Raw genomic sequence first — 21730 nt, forward strand, 5'->3', positions numbered from 1 at the left:
GGGTTATAAGTAAACCAAGAAACAAGGTATCAATTATTTCTTTTTGATACTTTCATTATGACATATTAAAAATATTTGTCAACCAGATTATTCTTTAACCTCCGCCCATTAAACGAAGCAGTGCCTCCGGGAGCTGAAATTGCTGGTTGCTGACACGAATCTGATTCAGTTCCCCTTCAGAGGCTTGATCCTGATCCTCTTTGATTTCGGTAATTTCCTTATGCAGCCGCTCCATTTGCAAATCCAGTGCAGTTGCAGAATCGGCTGCCGTCTTCAATTCCTGAAGCAGTCGAGTCGGCACGGCCTGGTTGTATTTATAAAAAATCTTATGCTCCAGACTCGCCCAGAAATCCATCGCAATCGTCCGAATTTGCACCTCGACACATACCTGCTCCTGCCGATCAGACATGTACACAGGGATTTCAATCAGCAGATGCAAGCTCCGATACCCATTGGGCTTGGGATTGCGAATATAATCCTTCACCTCAAGCAGTGTAAGATCACTCTGACTTTGCAGCATATCGCTGATTCGATATATATCGTTAATGAATGAGCAGGTTATCCGCATACCTGCAATATCCCGAATATTGTCTTTGATACTGGGCAATGAAATGCCAAAGCCCTTTTTGTACATTTTTCTCATAATGCTTTCAGGAGATTTCAATCTGGATTTCGTATGCTCAATGGGATTATAGTCATGCAAAAATTGAAATTCCTCTTTTAAAATTTCCAGCTTCGTATCGAACGCATCCAACGCAAATTTGTAGGCCATCATAAATCGCGTGATCTCATTTTTTAATAATTTGAACTGTTCCATCTGATTCGTTGACAAAGTTAATCTTCCTTCCTTAAGCCTAGTAGGAGAGCTATTTCAGCCTAACCATAATAAGTTCTTAAGAAAGCTTACACAACTCCGGGTGACAAAGCAACATTTGCTATTTAAATTCAATCGGTCCCACATTCATTTTAAAAGTCCCGTCCGGATAGAGCAACGGCGAATTCTCCGCACCGCTCTTGGAGTACGTTTCAACATGGCTAATCCTCATCTCATCCTGATCACTGAAATCAATTTGCGCAATGGCGACCCAGTAGGCAAATCTGTTGTTTTGCAATAGAGGAGCAGTCACTGTTTGTCCGGCATGATTATCCACCACAGCACGAGCCTTCATCGATTTAAAGCTGCCAATTCCATTGGACAGAGCGCTGTAAGCTGCAAAAAGCACATACCTCAGGTCCGACGTGTTGTGAATGGTGACGGTTTCCACCCCTCCTGTTCGTGAATCCTTATCAAGCTCGATATACGGTGACTTGGAGGAGCTGCCCAACCGACGGTAATATATTTTATTCGCTTCGCCCTTCTTCGTTACATAAAAGCAGTACAAGTCCAGATCCTTTTTCGGATTATCCCACTTCAGCTGGGCTGTAATCTTGGAGGTCTTTGCGATCGAGACGGACTCTTGTTTCTTCAGCTCTATTTTTCCGAGTAAAAAAGGTTTGGCAGCTGGGGCTGCGGAAGGCTTCGGAGTAACAACTGTCTCCGGGACAGGTTTTGCGGGAATAACAGGAGTCTCAACAGTAGGCTTTGGTGGAACTATAGGTGCTTCACCAACAGGATTGATTGTCGGGTCTGCCTGCTGAGGCTCATTGTCTGCTTCCTCAATCACCTTGATTCCATAATTGCTGCATAACGCCGATAAGCCGCCATTAAACCCACTCCCGATAGCATTAAACTTCCATTTACCCTTATGCAGATAAAGTTCTCCTACAACTATCGCTGTTTCCAGCTTGAGCTCACTGCCAAATTCGAACCTGAACAGCTCCTTATGATTTAACGGGTCCTGAAACCGAATGTAGATTCGCGAAACCTGGCTAAAATGCTGGCTAAGCTTTTCACCTTCATAGATCGTCAGCGTAATGGCAATCTTCTGAATATCTTGGGGTAACCGGTTAAAGGCTATCGAAATTTGCTCCTTATCCCCTTGACTTGATTGTGTATGGGTAATGGCTCCATCCTTACTGCTCGGATTCCCATAAAAAATAAGGTTGTCATCCTGCTCACAAACTCCGGCCGCAGATAGCAAAAACGCCGCTCCATCTATGTCCATAGCCGGATTGGAATGCTCCCACCCCAAACCAATCATCACACTGGATAAATGATTATCCTGATTGATATCCACCTTTTGTCCCTTTTGAATATGCATGGAAACCTCCTCCTACATTTGCTTTTGTATAACGATCAAACATGTGCTGTCCGGCAGACTCACAGGCTCGCGCTGCTCATTGAATATCCGGATTCTTGGACTTAGCGCCTCCGTGTAACCGTCCTGAAGCAGGTGCCTGCTGACTACGATCCCGGCCTGCGGGCCGAGCACCGTATGAATGAAGCTTTCGTAAGCTGAGGGTGTAAAATATCCAAATTGCTCCTGTACCTCATGTACATAAGCCTCTTCACCCCACGTATAGGTATACAAAAACTCCATCGCATCGTTAATCGGCATTTGTACCTCATCAGTACCCAGTCGCACGAATTGAATCTCTCTTCCGGCAAAATCCTTGGCATACCTCTCCAGCCATTGCATGCCTTCCCCATCCATAAACGTGATGATCCGCTGCTGTTCAGCCGGCTCGCTCATAATGCCATCACGGATAATGATTCTCCCGCCGATAGGGATTACATCGAAGGCACTGCGCAGCGCGGCCGCAACTGTAGCATGATTATAGGTTTTACCCTCATATTCCACATACGAAAACAACTCATGCAAAATCGAAGAAAAAATGACAGTGTCAATGGAACCGGGCTTCACATATTCCTTCAAATTGAGAGCGTCACCCTGCAGCACCATCCACTGGCGGTTTTCCAGCTGCCGCTTCCGCTCAAGTGCCTCAATCACATTTTGCGAAATATCGATGCCTATTACCTGTTTATCGGGAAACGTTTCCTCGATCAGATCCAGCATGACTCCGCCGCCAGGGCCAATATCGACAACCCGATTGCCCACAATAAAATCGAGAATAACCTTTTTGTAATCGGCCGTTTGATTCATCATCGATAAATATTCCTCTTCATTATGAAATCGGTCATAGGCATCACGGCGCAGCTCAAACAGGTCGAACAGCATGAGTACCGCTTTTTCATACAAAGGTGATTTTTCGGCCTCTATACAAAACTGGATCAGCTTATCCGCCGCCGCGGAGAACTCCATATGAAAATAGACTGTATCCGATTGCGGTCCAGCCTGCTTTAACTGTGGAGATAAATGACCGCTATTCGTAAAGCGTGCCAAAGCAATGTCTTCAAAGGAGCATTCGCGCAAATATTTTTCTATGATTCGTTTCTTGTAAACATTGATTTTCTTTTGACCGCGATAATCATAATACATGTCATTCATCATACGCTCGAAGCTGATATGGTCTGCCTGCTGCGTTGAATCCGAGCCAAGAATGATGAGAAACAGCTTGGCAAATTCCTCAAAAGAAAACTCATGAAGAGCCGCTTCTACGAACCACAGCGTCTTGCTGTCCAGCGCTTGAAAAGCCTCAATAACCGCTGGCTGCACTGACAGCTTGGCAAATTCCTGTTCAAAATTCTCGCCTCTGGAAATCGAGCTGGCCCGCAGCCGCTTCAGCCTGTTGTGGAGCGAAAACCCACTATCTTCCTCCTTATCTACGATAAGCTCAATGACCTCAGCAATCTGCTGCGCTATCTCTACCCACAGCTCTCTCGAAACTGCCTCAAGAATGCACTGATTTAACACTAACAATAGTTCCTTTAGCTCACTAGCCGCGAGCAGTCCACTCTGAATAAGCTCCATTAATGGGCGCTGAACCGCGAATGGAACCTCCCCGCGTAAATACTGGCCAATTAACCCGTGAGTCTGGATCAGCGTGCAGATAACGTGCCTCCTCGCCTCGCTATGCAACGGACTCGAATGCCACTCGTAAATTTCACTGGAACCGATATTATGAGCCATCAAATGTACGCCCTGCTTCTGCCACAGTACTCGCTGTCGTACCGTCCCGCCCTTGGCTACCTCAGACCAGATGAGCACCTCTTCTACAACTTCTTGAATCCAAAAGGACATCTGCAATCGGTCGAGTGCTTCCAGCGACTTCTCCACATAATCCAGAACCGGATTCGCATTAACCAAATCCTGAAGCGATTGGACCCGCTCGAGATTGACCATTCGTTCTTCCGCCGATACGATATATTGCAGCCATGGATGCTCATTTAAGGACATGCTCTCATCCAGTTTGTAGGCTTGGATCGTTTTAAGTGAACGCAACATGAGCTTCTCTTCCTCTCTCTATCTATCATTCTATTTCTCTTTCAATCTTTCTAACTCTAACTATGAATATAATTCTACAACTGAGCTAACCCCAGCGGAATGGCTGAGGTTTTCTTGAAAGCGGATCGATCGTAATAACACCTCAGAACTCGAATAACCTCGCCATATTTAATGATATCTTCACCAGCCGGAATTTCCGTAAGCGCTACCGACCTTATCCTGCGGCTTCATCATGACAGTGTGATAAGCGGTCTTGGATTCCCTCCATTTATTTAAAAAATATGTTAACGATTACATGCTCACTATATCACTCTTCATTTCCGCGCATCAACCATGGATTTCAAATGAGGAAGATCCTACACGCAGCAAAAAGGAGCCCTGCTCACAAGGCTCCTTCGTTTCCCAACCAATAACAGTCAGCGGATTGCGATTTAATTTCTGCTAAATCCAACAATCGCAGCCAGAAAACGCAAAATGTAAATAAACAAATTAATAAAGTTCAAGTAGATGTTCAAGGCGGCCATCGGCACGGCCTCTGGGCTTACTCCACCCTTATACTGAGATACATCGTACAATACCCAGCCGCTGAAAATAACAATTCCCAGCACGGACCATACCAAATTCATAGTCGAGCCCATCGGTATAAACAGCGAGAACAGACTCATTACGATTAAACCAATCGTAGCGGCAAACAAAAATCCACCCAAAAAGCTGAAATCCTTTTGCGAGCGATAAGCATACAAGGCAAGCCCTCCGAATATACCCGCTGTTGCCAGGAATGCGGCAGATACCAGATTGGCCCCAAGGATGCCACCATAAATCGCAATGATCGGATACAGCGTAACCCCTGTAACTGCAGTAAAAATATACAGAAACGGATAACCGATCATTTTTCCGCGGAAACGCATGATGAACACGGATACGAGCATGACCAGCTCAATCACAACGAACAACCCGACAAGTGAAGGTGGAATCAGCATAGCACCTGCAAGTGTCCCAACAAATGAGACCAGCAGGGATACCGCAAAAATCTGCATGATGTGTCCAAAGCTGCCTGTATGGGATTCCGTTAACGTCCTATCCATCATTGTATTCACTCCTCTTCGTATGTATGAACGTTTTGAAACTGTTTCTGGACTATACAGCTATGAAGTCAATTTCCAGAAAACGGGCTACTTCATTTTGCCAAATGTTTTCCACATACTCCACGTGGGCCGGATGGGTATTGTAGGCATCATAGGCAGCTTGATCCTCAAACTCCATTGAAAATCCATAATCGTAATCGTTTTTGCTGCTCACCTGACGTAACACTTGAAAATCGTATACCCCTGGAATGACTTCAAGAATTGCTTTGCTTTTTGATAAAAACTGATCCGCCTGTTCCGACCCAGCCTCAACCTTTAAATTAAAAATAACCTTATGCTGAATACGTGCCACTGACATGGTATTTCCTCCATTCTCTCTATTCATATCCATTCCTTCTAATATCATACCAGAAATGCTGCGTATCGTTCTACAATTAACGCTGTGCAAACCACGATTTTTCTAAAATAACTGAATATTTAGATCCGTTTTGGATCATTCCGATTTTTTTGTGATACAATATGTATCATATAATATAAGAAAGTAGGATCTCATTATGAATAATCGGATGAAGGGTTTACTTGGTCTCATAGGATTAGGACTTGCCATCAGCTTCTGGATGGTGTGGGGTCTTCAACCGAATCAGTATTTTACAACGACTTCCTTTCTCCTGCTGGTCAAGCCAACCTCCTCTACCAATCAGCTTCCGAACGATGGCTCCAGCTATACTTTTCATCTTAAGCACCTTAATTATGCGCAGCAGTAAGCGCCAAAAGGCATGTTACTTTTGTAATCATAAATTCCAGGATTGTTCGAGTGGTTCAAATCATGGTATGATAGCTAGCACAATAATATCATGTCCGACAAGGATTAAGGAGCTGCCCATCATGAGTGTTCACGAAGCCATTACTTCCCATACCCAAAAAATGCACGCGCACCTGGAGGTTTTCCAAGTGCTGGATCTTAAGCGTGAACAAGCCATTGATCAAGCAATCGCCCAATACGCAGCAGGTGAAGCTTTCACTGTAGACGAGATCAACCGATACGCTGCCGCTATTAATGAGCATGCCAAGCACGGCATCTCACCAACACGGACTTACATTACCAAAGACATGCTTATCGAATATGTGCAGCGAAGCAGACGTTAGTAGTCTGCCTGCTGTTGTAACCCAAAACCCTTTAATACCATTTCGTAATAATCCGCAGCATGCGGAACAAATTGGTCACTTGTAAAGCTGCGGCTGACAACTCGCAGAACTCCCGATGCATCAGGTTCAACACCAACAGCTTCTATGGTATCCTGACTGGCCATTCCGTGGGCAAGCCGCAGCACATCATGAATCAATACCCGGTATAATCCCGTCACTTCATCCCCCTGAAGTTTATACGTAGTCAATGCCTGATTCGATCGAAACCCATACACATGACAAAACTCCCTATCTATTAATCCGGGCTTAATACATTTATCACTACGATATATACCACACGATATCAGTTGTTCGAACGGTACACCCAAACCGAGCTCCTCCTCAAGCTCCCGATTTCCGTCTTCCACACGTTCACCTGTCTGTAGATGACCGGCACAAGAAATATCCAGCATCCCTGGATACGTATCTTTGTCAGGATGTCGTCTTTGGAATAGCAATGCTGAACCGTCCTCTGAATCCGTTAATATCCAGCATTGAAATGTCTGATGCCATAGCCCCTCCCTATGTACTGCTTGTCGAGACGCGGTTCCGAGCCAATTCATCTTATTATCATAAATATCAAACCGTTCCTCGTCCATACCCCACCTCTTTTTCCTGATTGCCCTTAAACTCAAAGATTTCAACGAATAGTATAAAAAGTGATTCATATGAGCAAGAATAGGTTAATTATACAGCAAAATGATCTGCAAAAACGATAATGCTGCGCTACATCACAATTACCTTGTACTTATATAGGAGGCTAACTTAGAATGCGTTCACTTAACGAGCAATTCGCCAATGCTACTGAGGGCATGTTTTATACTTTTGAGGAAAAGGGTACATCCAAATTTATTGAGGTCAATAACGCATTCACCAAGCTTCTTGGTATTCCAAAATCCCGAATATTGAGTATGGAGCTTAACGATATTTTTGCGCCGGAATCTTTAAAAAAAATGCCGCAAAAACAACTACGCCTGAATCAAAAAGGTTATTTGTACGCGGAAGAAACCCTCTGCGGTGATAATGGAGATAAGCTGACTGTCGAAATTCACAGCAGTAAGATTCGTTGGGAGCAAAAGGACCTTTTCTTCCATGTCGTCAAAGAGATTTCCGAGAAAAAATGGCTTACCAGCCAAATTCGCAACAAGCCTGTCGTTGCCTCCGGCCTATTGACCGAGGATCTGGACATCACTGAAATAACTAATCATTATGAACCATTGCCTTTTATCGAGCCCGCTCAAGGATTTAGCGGCATCTCCTTGCTCACCTTTATTGAGCAAACAGATTGCTTGAAGGTCAAACGATGCATTTCCAAGGTACTCGAGTATCGTCAGGAAAAGCAGGTTACTTTTCAAACAGGAAGCTCCTATTCTGCAGATAGCATCAAACTGCGTGCGTTCTTTAAGCCTATTTTCAATGGCAACAATGAGCTTATTAAAATTGCTTTTGTACTATGTAGAGCTGATGGCGTAGAACAAGTAAGTGAAATGCCTATCTCGCCCTTGCTTTTGGCATGTTTGTAGAATTTTCAAAATTAACTTGCAATTTGAACTGATAGATGGTATAGTTTATCATTGTATCAATGAATGCACCCCCATCTAGCTTTTCCTCGGTTCACTTATTGTTTCTCTACTCATAAAAATCATTCAAATTCCAACAACCCTAAGAATTTGTAACTGTGTTAACTGATTCACACTGGCGCGGTCTTGGAGCCGCAAGGATGAAAGAGAGGTAGGGCTTTCATTGTTTTAGAACACCTTGTTTTTATGTTTGACCGTAGTAGGCTGCATGACCTATTGATACACTCCAGAAGAGCTCTTTTATTGATTATGGCAAACCTTTGGCTGCAAGTAAGCTGCGTTTGAGCTCTTCTGTTTTATTTCCCCTGTTTTTTTACATAATTATTGACATAATAGGACTAATATATCTGAAAATTCACCTAAACATTTCATGGCTTGTCACCTATTGACGATTTATGTTTAAAGGGATACAGTTACATAAGGTAATTTTTTACACTACATATATAAGAGGTGGATGAAATGAATCAAGAAATTCCTTTAAACAAACCTGCGAATGGTTATCAGGATTCGTATGGACCCCAGGCACCGGTAGTGCCCGTCAAAGAATGGATTATTGCACTAATTATTTCAGCTATACCTATTGTCAACATTGTGATGTGGTTTGTATGGGCATTTGGCGGTAACGCGAATCCTAACAAACAAAGCTTCTTCAAAGCTTATCTTCTGCTCGTCGCTATTGTTTTCGTTATCTACGCAGTGATAGCTGTTCTCATTCTAATTACTGTTGGTACTGCAGGCTTCAATTCAGGCGTTTTTAACGATATTTAAATCAATGAACATATTGGCTCTCCAATAATGCTTCACCATAAGAAAAAAGGCACTGTCTTCTCATTGTTCCTGAGTGACAGTGCCTTTCTCATAGCATAAGAACTTTTCAGCGGTCTTGGTTTGGCTTAGGCTTCCTTAAGTGCAACCTAAGGAGTATTATTCTCCAGCAAGCTGCTCATTGCATCAATAGCCTCCTGCTCGTCCCTTCCTTTGGTTTGAATCGTAATTCGAGTACCAGTACGCATAGGAATCAGCAGCATTCCCAGAATGCTTTTTGCATCTAGATTTATGTTTTCCCGTTCAAACTTGATCGTGATATCCGAACGGTACGTGCTCGCTTTCTGGGCTACCATTTGTAAATATTGAGGCTGCATGTCGTGACTAATTTCGATATCATGAACTCTCATAAAGACTCCTCCGTTCAAAGGTCTGCGTTGTTTGGCTTATTTGCTTCAATCATTAATGACTCCATATTACAACACAATTCCCGTTATGAGAAGTACATGCAATCGTTTTCATTGAATTTCATTAAATGCCTATAAGAACGATGACTCCAAACACAAAAACACCAAACCATTGCGGGCTTGGTGTCAGTTTTCAATATTCCTGCTCAGGACGAATAGATGGACTCTCACCAATCTGATCCTGATTATCGGACTCAACATAGTGCTTGAGCATTGCCAATTTATTTTCCCAATGCCGTTCATAGAAGGCCAGCCAGCTCTTTAATTCAAGTAAAGGCTCCGATACAAGCTGATACCTTGTCTCACGTCCAACCTTTCTTTCCCGGACAAGCCCTGCTTCTGCCAAAATTCGCAGATGCTTTGACACCGCTGTTCGGCTAATTGGAAAATGTCCACTTATAACTGTCACAGACATCTCCTGGTCGACAAGCAATTGCAGCAAACTGCGCCGGGTAGGATCTGCTATCGCTTGAAACACATCATGCTTCGGTGAAACGATCGCATGATCAGGCTTCGACATAGGTAGCCAATGATTTGGCAAGCCCAACCCAGCCTTGGGCCATATTGTCTCGAATCATCGTGTGAGTTAATCCGAACTCTGTAACTTTCTCAGCATCCCAGCCGGAATGCGTCAGTGTAAATTCGGTTTTGTCGTCCAGCTCCACCAATTCAAACCTGATAGTCCAATCTTTCCCCCATTGAAAAGCCAGACTATGAGGTGGTTCAACCTCAGTCACTTTACAAGGTGACATTCCGAATGGTCCCGCATTCACCAGAAATTCGTGTCCGGCAACTGGCTGGAAATCATTAGGCATAAACCATGCAGCAATACCTTCTGAGGTTGCTACAGCACTCCATACTTTTTGAATAGGCGCATTAAATACCATTTTCTGAACGATATCCGGTAAGGATTGAAGCTTGTCTTCCATTTCAATAACCTCCATGTCAATGTTTAAAAGAATACGAAACTATTTGGTTTCGTATTATTATATGACACCTTAAGGTTTCATGTCAACTGCTTGGCTTACGATGATTAACCGATTAATTTTAACCCTACGGCTGAACACAAAATCATCGCAATGAACAGAAGCCGCCGCCATTCCTTCGGTTCTCCGTACATAAACATCCCTACTAACGCCGCACCTATCGTACCAATTCCAGTCCAAACCCCGTAAGCAGTTCCCATAGGAATAGTTTTCATAGCATAGGATAAGAGTACAAAACCAATACCAAAGGTAATAATAAGATATAAGGCCGCATCCCACTTTTTCATGGCCAAACGTTTCAGATTGATAACTCCAAGCACTTCAAGACATCCAGCGGCAACAAGTGCTAACCAAGGCATTACTGGCTCCCCCTCTCTACTTCAGTTCCGGTTTCTTCCGTGGTGACGATCTTCAAGCCAATAACTCCGGCTAACAGTACTGCAATGAGCATAATCTTGGCTACGTTAAATGGCTCACCAAATATAAGCATCTCAACCACTACCGTACCACTGGTGCCAATACCGGCAAACACCGCATATACCGTACCGACAGGTAAACGTCTTGCAGCCAAAATAATGACCAGAAAACTTATCATGATAGCTGCCGCGGTAGCTGTCCATTCCAAAGCCGTTTCTGAATGCTTAAGGCCCGTTACCCATACGATTTCCAATATGCCTGAAAGCACCACATAAATCCAATAACGGTTCATATTTCAACCTCTCCTTCTCTCGCCATCTTCCTACCTAACGTTAATTAGTTAATAATATCACACATCTCATGTTAATTGTCAATGCTTCAGCACAAGCTTTTCGCAGCTTTATACAATTCCAAAATTAATGCTTGGGGCGTCCAACCCAAAAAAGCCCGCAGCTTATGCGGACTGGACTTGTGGCACTATGGACTTAAGCTTATGCTTCTTTTTGCAGCTTGCTCTTCGCTGCTTCGACTAATTGATCGTAAATATCATCATCTTCCAGTAATTCCTCTACCGCTTCAATATCTTCCTCGCCACCAGGCTCGTTCAGGAAGTTCAAGCTGTAGCTCCACTCTTTACCTTTTTTACTAAAAAGCATGATTTCATAGGGCTGCTTGTGATTCTCGACTGAAAAAGCAACCTTGCCTACATGTCCATCTTCTTTGCTATAAACCATACTTGCTTCCAATATTTCAACCAAGAGTATCATCCTTCTTTGTTTGTGATTCCTTTAATCGTAACACATTACTGTAGGAAGAGCTATGTTAGTGTACTCGCGATAGTGGAGAGCCGCGCGGCTAATCCGGCCATTGTATCGACAGAGGCAACCATTTGATTCGTAGCATCCGCTTGTTCATTAATTCGCTGCGCACTATTTTCGGATGAGCTTGTGATTTTATCCATATTGAGGACGATCTGTTCCGTTAAATCGGCGATTTTCTCGGCATTTTCCTTAGACTGGGCAGACAGCTTGCGAATCTCCTCGGCAATCACGCCAAAACCTCGACCATGCTCACCGCTTCTAGCTGCTTCAATCGCTGCATTTAAACCGAGAATATGCGTCTGTGTTGCAACATTGCGTATGAACTCCAGCATGACTCCGATATCTTTGGAAATAACCTGAACCTCTTTGATCTGTTGGGCAAGCTGTCTTTCATTCGTATCGATCTCCCCGGCAGAAGCTGCGATGTGCATGATGCTGCCTGATAAGCCTTGTGCGTTCTCATGCAGCAGCTTGGACACCTCTTGCAAATCGTTCCCGATCTGCTTAGCCAGCTCATTGTTCGTACTGCGAATCCGGCTGGATAAGCCCTTCATGACGCGCCAAGCCAGAACGATGTCTTCCTTCATCAGCTTGCGGAACGAATCCTCACTAAGCATGACAAGCTCGCTTGCTTGATCCACGATCGCAGTACCACTGCGCGGCATGCCTTCGAGTAAAGACATTTCGCCGAAAAAGTCACCTTGTCGAAGCCTTGCTACCGGGATACTGCTGCCATTTTGCTCAAGAAAAATGTTGACTGATCCCTTTAGCACTACGTACATGTCCTCACCAGCATCACCGGAACGGAAAATAACTTCACCTGATTGCTTTGTAATAACCTGGCCCGCCTCTTTTAACAGCTGCTCATTCATTTCCATAGTTATCTACCTCTACCTCAATGGTTTGTCTTTGTAGGTACCACTCCTTCTTACATATTCTATGAATATTCGACCAATTCCTTTATTGCCGTTTTGTAAATGTTTTGTTTATCTTCTAGCCCTGATCATGCTCTAAGCGTTTCATAAAATCCTCTACAGCACTATAGCCCTGCTGACGCAAATACCAGTTGTTCGCTGCAGCTTCAATGAGTCCGGCCACATCACGCCCCGGCTGCAGTTGGATTTCGATATGGGGAATGCGTACGTCCATATACTCGGTAAATTTCTGTTCAAGCTCCAACTCATTATTAAGCCGATGATCCTCCCATTTGGTCAGCTCGATATCCAGCACGATCCGGGTTTCATCCTGAAAGGCTCTACGTCCATACAGACGGGAAACATTCACAAGACCCACACTGCGCAGCGCCAGAAATTCCTTGGTTTTGCCATTATGAGTGCCTACGATCGTCTCGGAGCTGATCTTGCGCAATACGACGATATCATCTGCTACTAGCCGATGCCCACGATGGATAAGAGTATGGGCCGTCTCGCTTTTACCTACTCCTGACTTGCCGCGGAGCAGGATGCCGATTCCAGATACATTGACACAAACGCCATGAATCGCGATCTCGGCTGCCAAGGCCTTGGCCAAATACGTATCCATCAGATCCACAAATTTATAGGTCGGCTCAGGGGTACGAAGTAACGGTATGCCCTCTTCCTCGCAGTATTTCTTTAAATATTTCAACCCTTCCTGATTACGTGTGACCACGAAGCACGGTGGATGATATTTAACTACATTTCCAATTCTTAAGTTCCGCTCTTCTTCACTTAGCGTGTGCAAATAATTGATTTCTTTCCTACCTAACACCTGAACGTGTGCATGAGAGAAAAAATCAAAATAGCCAACAAACTCGAGACCCGGTCGATGAGTCTTGGGCTTGGAAATCATACGCTGCAGCTGACCATGGCCGGCTAGTACTTCCATAGAAAAACGGTTTAACAAATCCTGTACAGTGACGGTTTTCATTGTAGCTACACTCCCCTTAACGAATTATTCGATACTTGATTCTATCTATATGAGTCTTACTTGGCATAAGGTCATTTGGTTTCAACAATCTTTTTCATTGCTTCAATATCAGCGTCCTGAAGAGCCTTGTCATTGTAGCGCGCTTGTTCGTATACGCCTACAATCGGACCGGTTGAGATAGAGGATTGCCTCTTTCCCCAGCGCTGAATATCGTGACTGATTTCCTCCGGAGTCAAATGTTTCTGAAGCTTGTAGCCTTCCTTGGTATGCTTGATAAGCCATTCACGGTACAAATATCGGGCACGCTCGCGATTATCCATGGCTGCCCATTTCCCTTTGGGATGAAACTGTCCTTGGAGCCACTTTTTGATATTTCCGGTTAAGCTGTTATTCAAGCTTTTCCAATCCATCAAACTTTCGACGTCATCCTCATATCCGGTATCTTGCTGTTGCATTCCCCTTTGACCCAATCGGAGCATCAGCCATTGAACAAGTCGCTTGATCAACGGAGGAAGTTTTTTGGCTGCTACATATAGCAGAACGAGCACCCCAACAATAAGCGCTGCCCCCACCATGATCATCAGAGCCTTTTCGAGCCATTGCAGCCAGGCAGCAGGAGGATGTGTTTCTCCAAGATTCATAGAAGGCGGCGGTGCCACCTCATTATTGACGGGAGGAGGCTCGTTGGATGGACTAAATAATTGCTGAAGCCAGGCAATTATTTGATCTCTTAGCCAAGCAAAAGCGGCTTGCAGCTTTCGTATAAACACAATAAGGACGACGATGACTAAGACCAGCATAATCAGAACACGATTTTGCAGCAGGATCCCAGCAGCAAGTACAGGCTCCTTGCTGCCGGATAGCGTTTCCTGCTTCATCATGGTCTGATTGGTCATTAGAAAGGTGATCGCCAATGCCAATAACCCAAAGCCTGTCACAATGGACAAATAGGGCTCAAATGATGGTACAAACTGGAGCACTACGGATGATATAAAATAGATGACCAGACCAACAGCATATAAAGTAACAGGAAACATCATACTCCACGGAATGGTAACCATGCGCGCGCCGCGGTACATACATACAGCTGCGATGGGAAGCGTAATAAAAAAAGCATAGGTAGATCCAGACACGCTGTAAGCTGCTATGGCTCCGAGACAGATAACCATCGCCAGCATCGTAAACATTTTGCCGATATTAAGAAGCTGGTTCACTGCGAACCCGACAGCATAACAAACGGGTAATGTAATCAGCCACAGCCATAGGCTGACATTCTCAGGAAACAAGTACACACCTGTCACCAGCAGCAAAGGAATAACCATGAGCAGCTCTGTACTGCCTCTAAGAGCGGCCAGTCCGATGCCAGTCCATCTCGTATGGGTATTCATCAGACGACACCTGCCTCTTCCTTAGGTGCTGATTCCTTATTGAGCATCAGCAGCTCTACAGCATTCCCGCTGCGGCGAAGCTGTTCAATGGGCTGAATCATTTTCTCGCTCATATAAGCTGAAATGACAACAATGTCCAAATTGGCAGCTCCTTGCTCCGCAACCTCCTGAAGTAAATCATCAAACGGGATTCGTCGTCCTGCAACGAGCTTGGCCATTGTTTCTAATAAAAAGGTCATCTGCGCAGGCCCGTTTCTTGCTTCAATATATACGGGATCTCTTGGTAAATCAATCAGATGCGCATTGGTACCGAAGCCTGTTTCCATTCCCTGATCAATAGCCTGGGCAGCAATGGCCGCAGCGTAGGAGATGCCCTGCTCGAACAGCTCCTCATCGTTGACCTGACTCCACATCTTGGCATGATCCTCGACATTCAGCAATATCATCAAGCGATGGTCGGCGGTATAGTCCAGCTGATGCACCTGCAGGCTCCCACTGCGGGCTGTAGCCTTCCAGTTCACACCTTTTAAGGGATCACCGTAGCGATACTCCCGTGCACCCGAAATCATAAAAGGGTCCTCTACAATCCAGCGGCGAACACTGATATCACCCTGCCAGCTGTGTGAAGGCAGACCGAGCACATCCAGATCAGCCAGCTTCGGATAGACGAGCAGCTCCACATTCAGCGCAAGCTTAATCGTATTCCGATACACACCCAGCAAGTCACCGCATGTCATAGATGCTGTATTCAGGCGATAGCAGCCCCGCTTCTTGCACACAATCCGATGTCGTCTCGTAATCTGCGTGAAGGGCATCAAGCTGAACAGGCTTTTGTGATTCTGAAACATCGTACCGTCACTAATATCCAAATTACTCTGGTTTTGAAATTTCAGACCCGCATGAATCAACGATTCAAGTCTGAGCCAGGGTACTGGCACCCAATTCCGATTGGCAATTCGCTCCACCAGTTCAACCTCTTCACCCTCAAAGCAGGCCTGGGTACCAAAAAAACGCTCGTATTTGAGCCCCTTCTGACCCCAGTAGCGGAATACAAGTCCCTGCGCGACAACGATGATAAGAGCCGTTAATATAAACCAATGGATTCCCATACAACCACATCCTATCCGGAAATCAGGCTATCTTCAGTAGGCACGGGTACATCCCGCAATATAGCGGCAACAATGGCTTCACTCGCCTCGGTGCGGGAACGGAGCGACCCCTTCACGATCAGACGATGAGCAAGCACAGGCTCTGCCATCGCTTTAATATCATCAGGTGTAACGAAATCCCGACCTTTCAGTATCGCCTGCACCTGCGCAGCTTTAAGTAAAGCTTGGCTCCCGCGCGGACTGACTCCGGTTGAAACTTCACTATGAGTCCGGGTCTTCTCCACAATAGCTATCAGATAGGCCAGTATATCATCACTCACCTTCACTTGGGAATAGCTGTCCTGCGCGGCGACAATTTCTTCTGCATCGGCCACACCAAGGATGGCATCGAGCGGATTGGCTTCTTTAAAGCGTTTCAGGATTTGGATGCCTTCTGCAGCATTAGGGTATCCCATCTTGATCTTGAACAGGAAGCGGTCAAGCTGGGCCTCCGGAAGCGGAAAGGTTCCCTGATTTTCGACCGGATTTTGTGTTGCGATAACAAAAAAAGGTCGCGTAAGCGTTCTTGTTTCACCATCTATGCTCACTTGTCTTTCCTCCATGCACTCCAGCAGAGAGGATTGGGTTCGTGGTGTCGCGCGATTAATTTCATCAGCCAGCAGCACATGAGTGAACAGAGGCCCTGGCCGGAATTCGAATTCAGACAGCTTTTGATTGAAAAAATGGATACCGCTTAAATCCGACGGCAGTAAATCGGGAGTAAATTGTATTCTTTTAAAGCTGGCTCGAACCGACTTTGCCATCGCTTTGGCCAGCAGCGTTTTGCCTGTTCCCGGCACATCCTCCAACAGCACATGCCCCGATGCTATGATGGCAATGAGCAGCTTATCAATGACATCCTCTTTTCCGACAACCACCCGATTGACATTGTCTCTGATGCTCTGGGCCAAGCTTCTAATTTGCGTAAGCTGCATACAAATAACCTCCATCGATAATTAAGCATGAATGAATCCTTTGTAATCGTTTGCAGTTTAAATGTACCATAAGCGCCGCCAGTGTGCACCTTCCTCGTTTATTGCCACATGCTTTCCAGGATGAAGGTCCGTTCAGTTGAAGCGCTTGTAGAAGGATGGGGAGGGTGATTGGTGGTTTGATGAAAAACAAAAACGCTAATAGCAGTGAGCTACAACGAAGCAATCATTGAATCATAAACTGTTGCTCGCTTGAACTACACTGCTGCCCGCCGCCTTTTGGAAATCAACCTTTCCGAGACACCCACAACTACCAGAAGAATTGTAACAAGTAAACCCAGAACAAGCTCATCACCAACCGCTGTCACAATAATTCCGGCAGCAATCGGTAAATGCAGGTACGTATATGCAAGGCGCGCCAACCGCCCCGGATCGTTGGAATGTGTAATCTTGTGGTGGCCCGAGTGTGCGCTTGAATCAAAATAAATCCACCACATCGCTACACTGCCAACAAAGGTAACCATGAATGAAAACAATGAACGTAACCTTCCCATTCTCATGGCCGGCTCCGCCTCTCATAAGACTCAACGATTTCACCATGATGGTAACTCCCTACTTATAACGAATAGAAATCCACTACCTATCTATGCCATAATAAAAGAATTATGGGTAACAATCAATTACATGTTTGTTGACTGATCCCGCTTTGCAATATCTCCACCCTGAACTATACTTAAACGTATCTGTACTTAAATTTGAGGTGCCTACTAATGAATATTTTGAAAGTAAAAGACCGTCAGGAGCTGGATAAAAAGATACCTGCGATGCCTTGGTACGTAGAGAAATTTATCAATTTCAAGCTGCCCGACCTCTCCCCTTCCTCACTGCTGGAGTACGTGCGGGATTATGAAACCTTTTTCTCGTGGATGCTTGCGGAAGGTCTGGCCGAAGCCGATTCGATGAAACAGTTACCGATTGAAGCACTGGAGAAGCTGCATATGGAAAGCATCGATAACTTCCGGATGTTTTTGATGACCCGTACCGAGCATACGAACAGCCGCGTTACGATTTCGCGCAAGCTGTCCTCGCTTCGTTCGTTATTTCATTATTTAAGTCAAATCGCCGAGGACGAAGAGTTTTATCCTCTGCTAAAGAGAAATGTGATGGCCAAAGTCGAGATCAAGCGGACCCATAAACCGAAGGATACGGCAGCCAAGCTTGAAGGCAAGCTGCTGCAGGAGCAGGAAATACATGAATTCATAGCATTTGTTGAGCATGGGTATGGTGAAGAGGTTGCTGGGAATAAGCAGGCCCTGTACTCCTACAACATCAACAAGGTTCGTGATGCCTGCATTATCAGACTGGTGCTGAACTCGGGTCTTCGTGTCTCGGAGGTTGTTAATCTGAACGCCGACGATATCGATCTTAAGAAAAAGCTTGCTTATGTATACCGCAAGGGCTCTAACGATGACACTTTCAAAACACCAGTATATTTTCGTCAGGATGCAACTGAGAATCTAATGGCCTACATGGACATGCGGCAGACGCAGTATAAAGCTCCACGTAAAGAAAAAGCCCTCTTTCTTGCCATTGCAAACGGCAAAAAAGAAGGGGAACGGATGACCAAGCGAGCCATTCAGGAAATGGTCATTAAATATGCCAAACGGTTCGGCAAGCCTTATTTGTCAGTTCATAAGCTGCGGCATTCATTTGCTACCGATTATTACCTACGAAACGATTTATACAAAACTCAGGAGCAGTTGGGACACGCTTCGCCGGAAACTACGCAGATTTACGCCCATTTGACTGACAAGACGATGGCGCAAGCGATTGATAATGAAAAAGAATAAGACCATGCATGGGATGCTTATCTTTTCACCCATTCATTTCCATTAAGTCCTACAAAATGGTACCAGACACCACCCTGCCCTGCATCCCACTTCTCGAAGGCGTGTACGGGTTGTGGGCTGTAGAAACCTTTGGCGTGTGCTGTTTTCTCTTCTATAGGGTGGTCAAAGGTTTGATCCTCCAAGGTCAATTGCAGTTCTTCGTCTGTAGGCACGATCCCGGTAGGACGCTCTAATAAAGCTTGCTCTGGATTCACCCATTTGTCTCCCTCAGGTGTTTTAACATGCTTCCACTGATTCCCTGAAGCTTCGAAGGCTTCGTATTCCCCAGGCTGAAGCCAATAAATCATACTATTATCTAAAGTAGGCTTTTCAAAATAACGGGTTTGGACGGGCAATCGGACAGTTTCCTGAATCGGCTTATAAGAAATGACTGCTTGATTGCGGGGAGCTACCCAACGATCACCTTGCGGCATCTGGAATTTATACCACAGCTCTCCACTGGGACCCAGGAAGCCATGAGTATCCCATGTCCCCACTATTGGCAAGGTTTGCGGCGGTAAGGGCACAGCGTCTTCTTCGATACGATAAGGATATGGATATGCCGTTTCCATTGCTTCCAGCTTCAGATCGAACGAAATCGGTGTTACATGAATATCCTCAACCAATGTTGGCTTCAGCAGCCATTTATCCCCGAGCCATGTATGTATCCGGTACCAGCTGCCACCACCGCCCAAAAAAGACATGGCACTAGAGCCACGTAATTGCGAATATGTAATAGAAGCATCGGATTGCAGCCTTTGTGGAGCTAGCTTTAAACCGTTTGTCAGCGTATTAGGCTGATCATACAAAGGAGTGTCAAAAATCGTCGTAATCCATCGCTCCTCCTCATGCAATAATCCGTTCATTACCCGATCATCTGCACGTATCCACATGTTGCCCAGCCACGTGGTCTCAATCAAATACCAAGTAATATCAACAGGCTCATCCGGCCTCCAATCTCGATCTACGTCAACAACCTTCACCGATTGCAGCGGGCCCAGGCTGGCCAAAGCTTCCTTGGGATTGTTGTAGTCCTTGTACAGCTCCGTGTCCGCCACAATCGTAATGTACTGGGGCTTTACGTTGATCACTGCCCCAACAGGTCTTGGAAAATTAGAAAATGCCAGCAAACATATTCCTGTAGTTACAACAAATCTGATAAAAAGAGACCCTCGGGTAGAAAAATTCATTATTCACACTCCTCGTCAGCTTTATTACATAAACGGAAATTATATACAATAAGTTGCGAGAAGTTCCAATAATTTACTTAAATTTCATAAAACATAATGTTGCTATTTCTTAAATATCGGGATGACCCAATCCCTTTCGTTGATATTCAGAGGGAGAAAGACCCTTTTGCTTTTTGAACACTTGTGTAAAATATTTATAATCCCGAAAGCCGACATTCCAGCTAATTTCATACAGAGCCGCAGTGGACTTGGCTTGCAGCTGCCTCGACGCTTCCTCGATCCGAATTCGATTCAGAAATGCCGTATACGAAACGCCCATTTCCTGTTTGAATTTATGGCTAAAATAGTTGGGAGACTGTTGAATATATGCTGCCACTTCTTTTACAGAAATATCTTCATGAAAATGATCGTGCATATAGCTGATTGCCTTGGCTACGCCTTTCATATTCGGGAATCGTTGAACATATTGTACTTGCTCATAAGCAATCCGATACAGCTGGAGCACATAGCTGCGAAAACCTTCAATCGATTCGATCTGCTCCAATGAATGATCACGATTCCACTCTGCATGGTTAGACTGGATAGAAACACCTGGCATTCTTTTCAGTTCCTGCTCGGCAATCCAAGCATATTGTCTGCATATCCCACGTACTTCCCCCAGCAGCCGGTTCCGTTCTAGCAAGAACACGTCGAATTCCCTGTTGATGCAGCTTTGTAAAGAGGCGAAGGAAGGCTCATGGAATCCTCTTGAGAGTTCATCCTCTGGCGGTGTATAGGTTCTGCTCCGTACTTCTTTCCGGTCAGGAACCTCGTAATAATAATACATGGCCCGTGGTCCACCGTATAGCCTCAATTGAATAGCTTCCAGCGCCTGCTCATATAATCTGGGGAGATGCGCTATTTCTTCTTCGTTGCTGATGCCAATCGTCATGCTGATATGGCAATGCTCCAGCAGCATCGCTTGAACCTGCTTCCACCATTTCTCCAGCTCAAAAGCACGGTTGTACGAGTTCATAATCAGCATATAGTCCCTGGGAGAAAGCCTATGTATTATCCCTGGTATTTTGTGAGCTTCTGTGTCCAACAATTGTTGAATGCGTTCTTGATGATGAGTAAGAACATCTCCAAGCACCGCGTCCCCTTGCAAGTAACAAATCCGAAGCGGAATCCCAGGCTTCCATTTGATACCGAGAGTAAGCAGATCTAATATATTCGGTGTCTCTGTGAATGTGTTGCTTACAATATCCCGAACAAGGCGTTCACTCCAATATTCATGGTACCAGGTGACCTGACTTTTTTCTTTTTCAATCGTTTCGATGGCCTTCTTGACCAGATTGAGCAGTCGTTTTATATTGACAGGTTTCAACTCATAATCGATGACTCCATATTGAAGGGCTTCCTTGACATATTCAAATTCGGAATAACCACTCAAAATAATAAACTTGCAGGAAGACGATAAGTCTCTCACAGATTTGATTAATGCCAGACCGTCCATCCTCGGCATCCTAATATCCGTGATAATGATTTCAGGATTGTACTGCTCGAAGAGCTGCAGCGCGGTGACCCCATTATCCGCAATGTACACCTCATCCAACCCTAATGATTTCCAATTCATACCTTCCTGTAAACCCGTTCGAATTTGAATTTCATCATCGACAATGAGCATTTTCATAACGCTTGTAT

At 45.0% G+C, this 21730-nt stretch carries 25 protein-coding genes; 5 read left to right on the forward strand and 20 right to left on the reverse strand.

Features of this window, described 5'->3' with window-relative positions; translation table 11 throughout:
* Window positions 1-94: 94 nt before the first annotated feature.
* The 5 genes from NST47_RS22265 to NST47_RS22285 form a co-directional block, all read right to left on the reverse strand.
* Window positions 95-832, reverse strand: a complete 738-nt coding sequence (locus NST47_RS22265; protein ID WP_341157097.1) for a GTP pyrophosphokinase — start codon at window positions 830-832, stop codon at window positions 95-97.
* A gap of 103 nt (window positions 833-935) precedes the next feature.
* Window positions 936-2201, reverse strand: coding sequence for a TerD family protein (locus NST47_RS22270; protein WP_341157098.1), 1266 nt, complete (start codon window positions 2199-2201; stop codon window positions 936-938).
* A gap of 12 nt (window positions 2202-2213) precedes the next feature.
* Window positions 2214-4286 (reverse strand): class I SAM-dependent methyltransferase, encoded by a 2073-nt coding sequence (locus NST47_RS22275; RefSeq protein WP_341157099.1) that lies wholly within the window; start codon window positions 4284-4286, stop codon window positions 2214-2216.
* Window positions 4287-4717: 431 nt separating this feature from the next.
* Window positions 4718-5371, reverse strand: coding sequence for a Bax inhibitor-1/YccA family protein (locus tag NST47_RS22280; RefSeq protein WP_341157100.1), 654 nt, complete (start codon window positions 5369-5371; stop codon window positions 4718-4720).
* A gap of 52 nt (window positions 5372-5423) precedes the next feature.
* Window positions 5424-5729, reverse strand: coding sequence for a Dabb family protein (locus NST47_RS22285; RefSeq protein ID WP_341157101.1), 306 nt, complete (start codon window positions 5727-5729; stop codon window positions 5424-5426).
* A gap of 196 nt (window positions 5730-5925) precedes the next feature.
* On the opposite strand from NST47_RS22285, the gene NST47_RS22290 reads away from it, so the two are divergent.
* Together NST47_RS22290 and NST47_RS22295 are read left to right on the forward strand one after the other, a co-directional pair.
* Window positions 5926-6135, forward strand: coding sequence for a hypothetical protein (locus NST47_RS22290; protein WP_341157102.1), 210 nt, complete (start codon window positions 5926-5928; stop codon window positions 6133-6135).
* A gap of 121 nt (window positions 6136-6256) precedes the next feature.
* A complete protein-coding gene (locus tag NST47_RS22295) occupies window positions 6257-6517 on the forward strand; it encodes a DUF2533 family protein (RefSeq protein ID WP_076228729.1) in 261 nt (86 codons plus the stop codon).
* On the opposite strand, the gene NST47_RS22300 is transcribed toward NST47_RS22295, so the two are convergent.
* Complete coding sequence (locus tag NST47_RS22300) at window positions 6514-7155, reverse strand: NUDIX hydrolase (RefSeq protein ID WP_341157103.1); 642 nt, start codon at window positions 7153-7155, stop codon at window positions 6514-6516. The two genes, NST47_RS22295 and NST47_RS22300, sit on opposite strands and share 4 nt — an antisense overlap.
* Before the next feature lie 171 nt (window positions 7156-7326).
* Between NST47_RS22300 and NST47_RS22305 the strand changes: the two genes are divergently transcribed.
* Both NST47_RS22305 and NST47_RS22310 read left to right on the forward strand, forming a co-directional pair.
* Window positions 7327-8079 carry a PAS domain S-box protein gene (locus NST47_RS22305; RefSeq protein WP_341157104.1) on the forward strand — a complete coding sequence of 251 codons (753 nt, stop codon included), beginning with the start codon at window positions 7327-7329 and terminating at the stop codon, window positions 8077-8079.
* Between the two features lie 516 nt (window positions 8080-8595).
* Window positions 8596-8904 carry a hypothetical protein gene (locus NST47_RS22310; protein ID WP_341157105.1) on the forward strand — a complete coding sequence of 103 codons (309 nt, stop codon included), beginning with the start codon at window positions 8596-8598 and terminating at the stop codon, window positions 8902-8904.
* Window positions 8905-9050: 146 nt separating this feature from the next.
* On the opposite strand, the gene NST47_RS22315 is transcribed toward NST47_RS22310, so the two are convergent.
* The 12 genes from NST47_RS22315 to NST47_RS22370 form a co-directional block, all read right to left on the reverse strand.
* Window positions 9051-9311 carry an HPr family phosphocarrier protein gene (locus NST47_RS22315; protein WP_341157106.1) on the reverse strand — a complete coding sequence of 87 codons (261 nt, stop codon included), beginning with the start codon at window positions 9309-9311 and terminating at the stop codon, window positions 9051-9053.
* A gap of 190 nt (window positions 9312-9501) precedes the next feature.
* Window positions 9502-9888, reverse strand: a complete 387-nt coding sequence (locus NST47_RS22320; protein ID WP_341157107.1) for an ArsR/SmtB family transcription factor — start codon at window positions 9886-9888, stop codon at window positions 9502-9504.
* Window positions 9875-10297, reverse strand: coding sequence for an SRPBCC family protein (locus NST47_RS22325; RefSeq protein WP_341157108.1), 423 nt, complete (start codon window positions 10295-10297; stop codon window positions 9875-9877). The genes NST47_RS22320 and NST47_RS22325 overlap by 14 nt, the downstream gene beginning before the upstream one ends.
* Before the next feature lie 104 nt (window positions 10298-10401).
* The gene (locus NST47_RS22330) at window positions 10402-10713 is read right to left on the reverse strand and encodes a DMT family transporter (RefSeq protein ID WP_076228722.1); all 312 of its coding nucleotides are present in this window, start codon (window positions 10711-10713) and stop codon (window positions 10402-10404) included.
* Window positions 10713-11063, reverse strand: coding sequence for a DMT family transporter (locus NST47_RS22335; RefSeq protein ID WP_341157109.1), 351 nt, complete (start codon window positions 11061-11063; stop codon window positions 10713-10715). Before NST47_RS22335 ends, NST47_RS22330 begins: the two co-directional genes overlap by 1 nt.
* A gap of 199 nt (window positions 11064-11262) precedes the next feature.
* Window positions 11263-11505: a hypothetical protein gene (locus NST47_RS22340; RefSeq protein WP_341157110.1), complete on the reverse strand. Its 243-nt coding sequence runs from the start codon at window positions 11503-11505 to the stop codon at window positions 11263-11265.
* Window positions 11506-11588: 83 nt separating this feature from the next.
* Window positions 11589-12470, reverse strand: coding sequence for a methyl-accepting chemotaxis protein (locus NST47_RS22345; RefSeq protein WP_341157111.1), 882 nt, complete (start codon window positions 12468-12470; stop codon window positions 11589-11591).
* 115 nt (window positions 12471-12585) lie between these two features.
* Entirely contained in the window at window positions 12586-13500 is a 915-nt protein-coding gene (gene hprK, locus NST47_RS22350; protein ID WP_076228718.1) for an HPr(Ser) kinase/phosphatase, read from the reverse strand.
* Window positions 13501-13571: 71 nt separating this feature from the next.
* Window positions 13572-14888 carry a hypothetical protein gene (locus NST47_RS22355; protein WP_341157112.1) on the reverse strand — a complete coding sequence of 439 codons (1317 nt, stop codon included), beginning with the start codon at window positions 14886-14888 and terminating at the stop codon, window positions 13572-13574.
* On the reverse strand, window positions 14888-15997 hold the full coding sequence (locus NST47_RS22360; RefSeq protein ID WP_341157113.1) for a DUF58 domain-containing protein: 1110 nt from the start codon (window positions 15995-15997) through the stop codon (window positions 14888-14890). The genes NST47_RS22355 and NST47_RS22360 overlap by 1 nt, the downstream gene beginning before the upstream one ends.
* Window positions 15998-16008: 11 nt before the next feature.
* On the reverse strand, window positions 16009-16971 hold the full coding sequence (locus tag NST47_RS22365) for an AAA family ATPase (protein ID WP_076228715.1): 963 nt from the start codon (window positions 16969-16971) through the stop codon (window positions 16009-16011).
* A gap of 254 nt (window positions 16972-17225) precedes the next feature.
* Entirely contained in the window at window positions 17226-17528 is a 303-nt protein-coding gene (locus tag NST47_RS22370; RefSeq protein WP_341157114.1) for a low temperature requirement protein A, read from the reverse strand.
* A 210-nt stretch (window positions 17529-17738) separates the two neighbouring features.
* Here NST47_RS22370 and xerS point away from each other — a divergent pair, with 210 nt between their 5' ends.
* The gene (xerS, locus tag NST47_RS22375) at window positions 17739-18818 is read left to right on the forward strand and encodes a tyrosine recombinase XerS (RefSeq protein WP_341157115.1); all 1080 of its coding nucleotides are present in this window, start codon (window positions 17739-17741) and stop codon (window positions 18816-18818) included.
* A gap of 17 nt (window positions 18819-18835) precedes the next feature.
* Here xerS and NST47_RS22380 read toward each other — a convergent pair whose 3' ends face one another.
* Together NST47_RS22380 and NST47_RS22385 are read right to left on the reverse strand one after the other, a co-directional pair.
* Window positions 18836-20047, reverse strand: a complete 1212-nt coding sequence (locus NST47_RS22380; protein ID WP_341157116.1) for a hypothetical protein — start codon at window positions 20045-20047, stop codon at window positions 18836-18838.
* Window positions 20048-20156: 109 nt separating this feature from the next.
* Window positions 20157-21719 (reverse strand): response regulator, encoded by a 1563-nt coding sequence (locus tag NST47_RS22385; protein WP_341157117.1) that lies wholly within the window; start codon window positions 21717-21719, stop codon window positions 20157-20159.
* Between the last annotated feature and the right edge of the window lie 11 nt (window positions 21720-21730).

This window comes from Paenibacillus sp. FSL H8-0034, assembly GCF_038000305.1.
GTDB lineage: Bacteria > Bacillota > Bacilli > Paenibacillales > NBRC-103111 > Paenibacillus_S.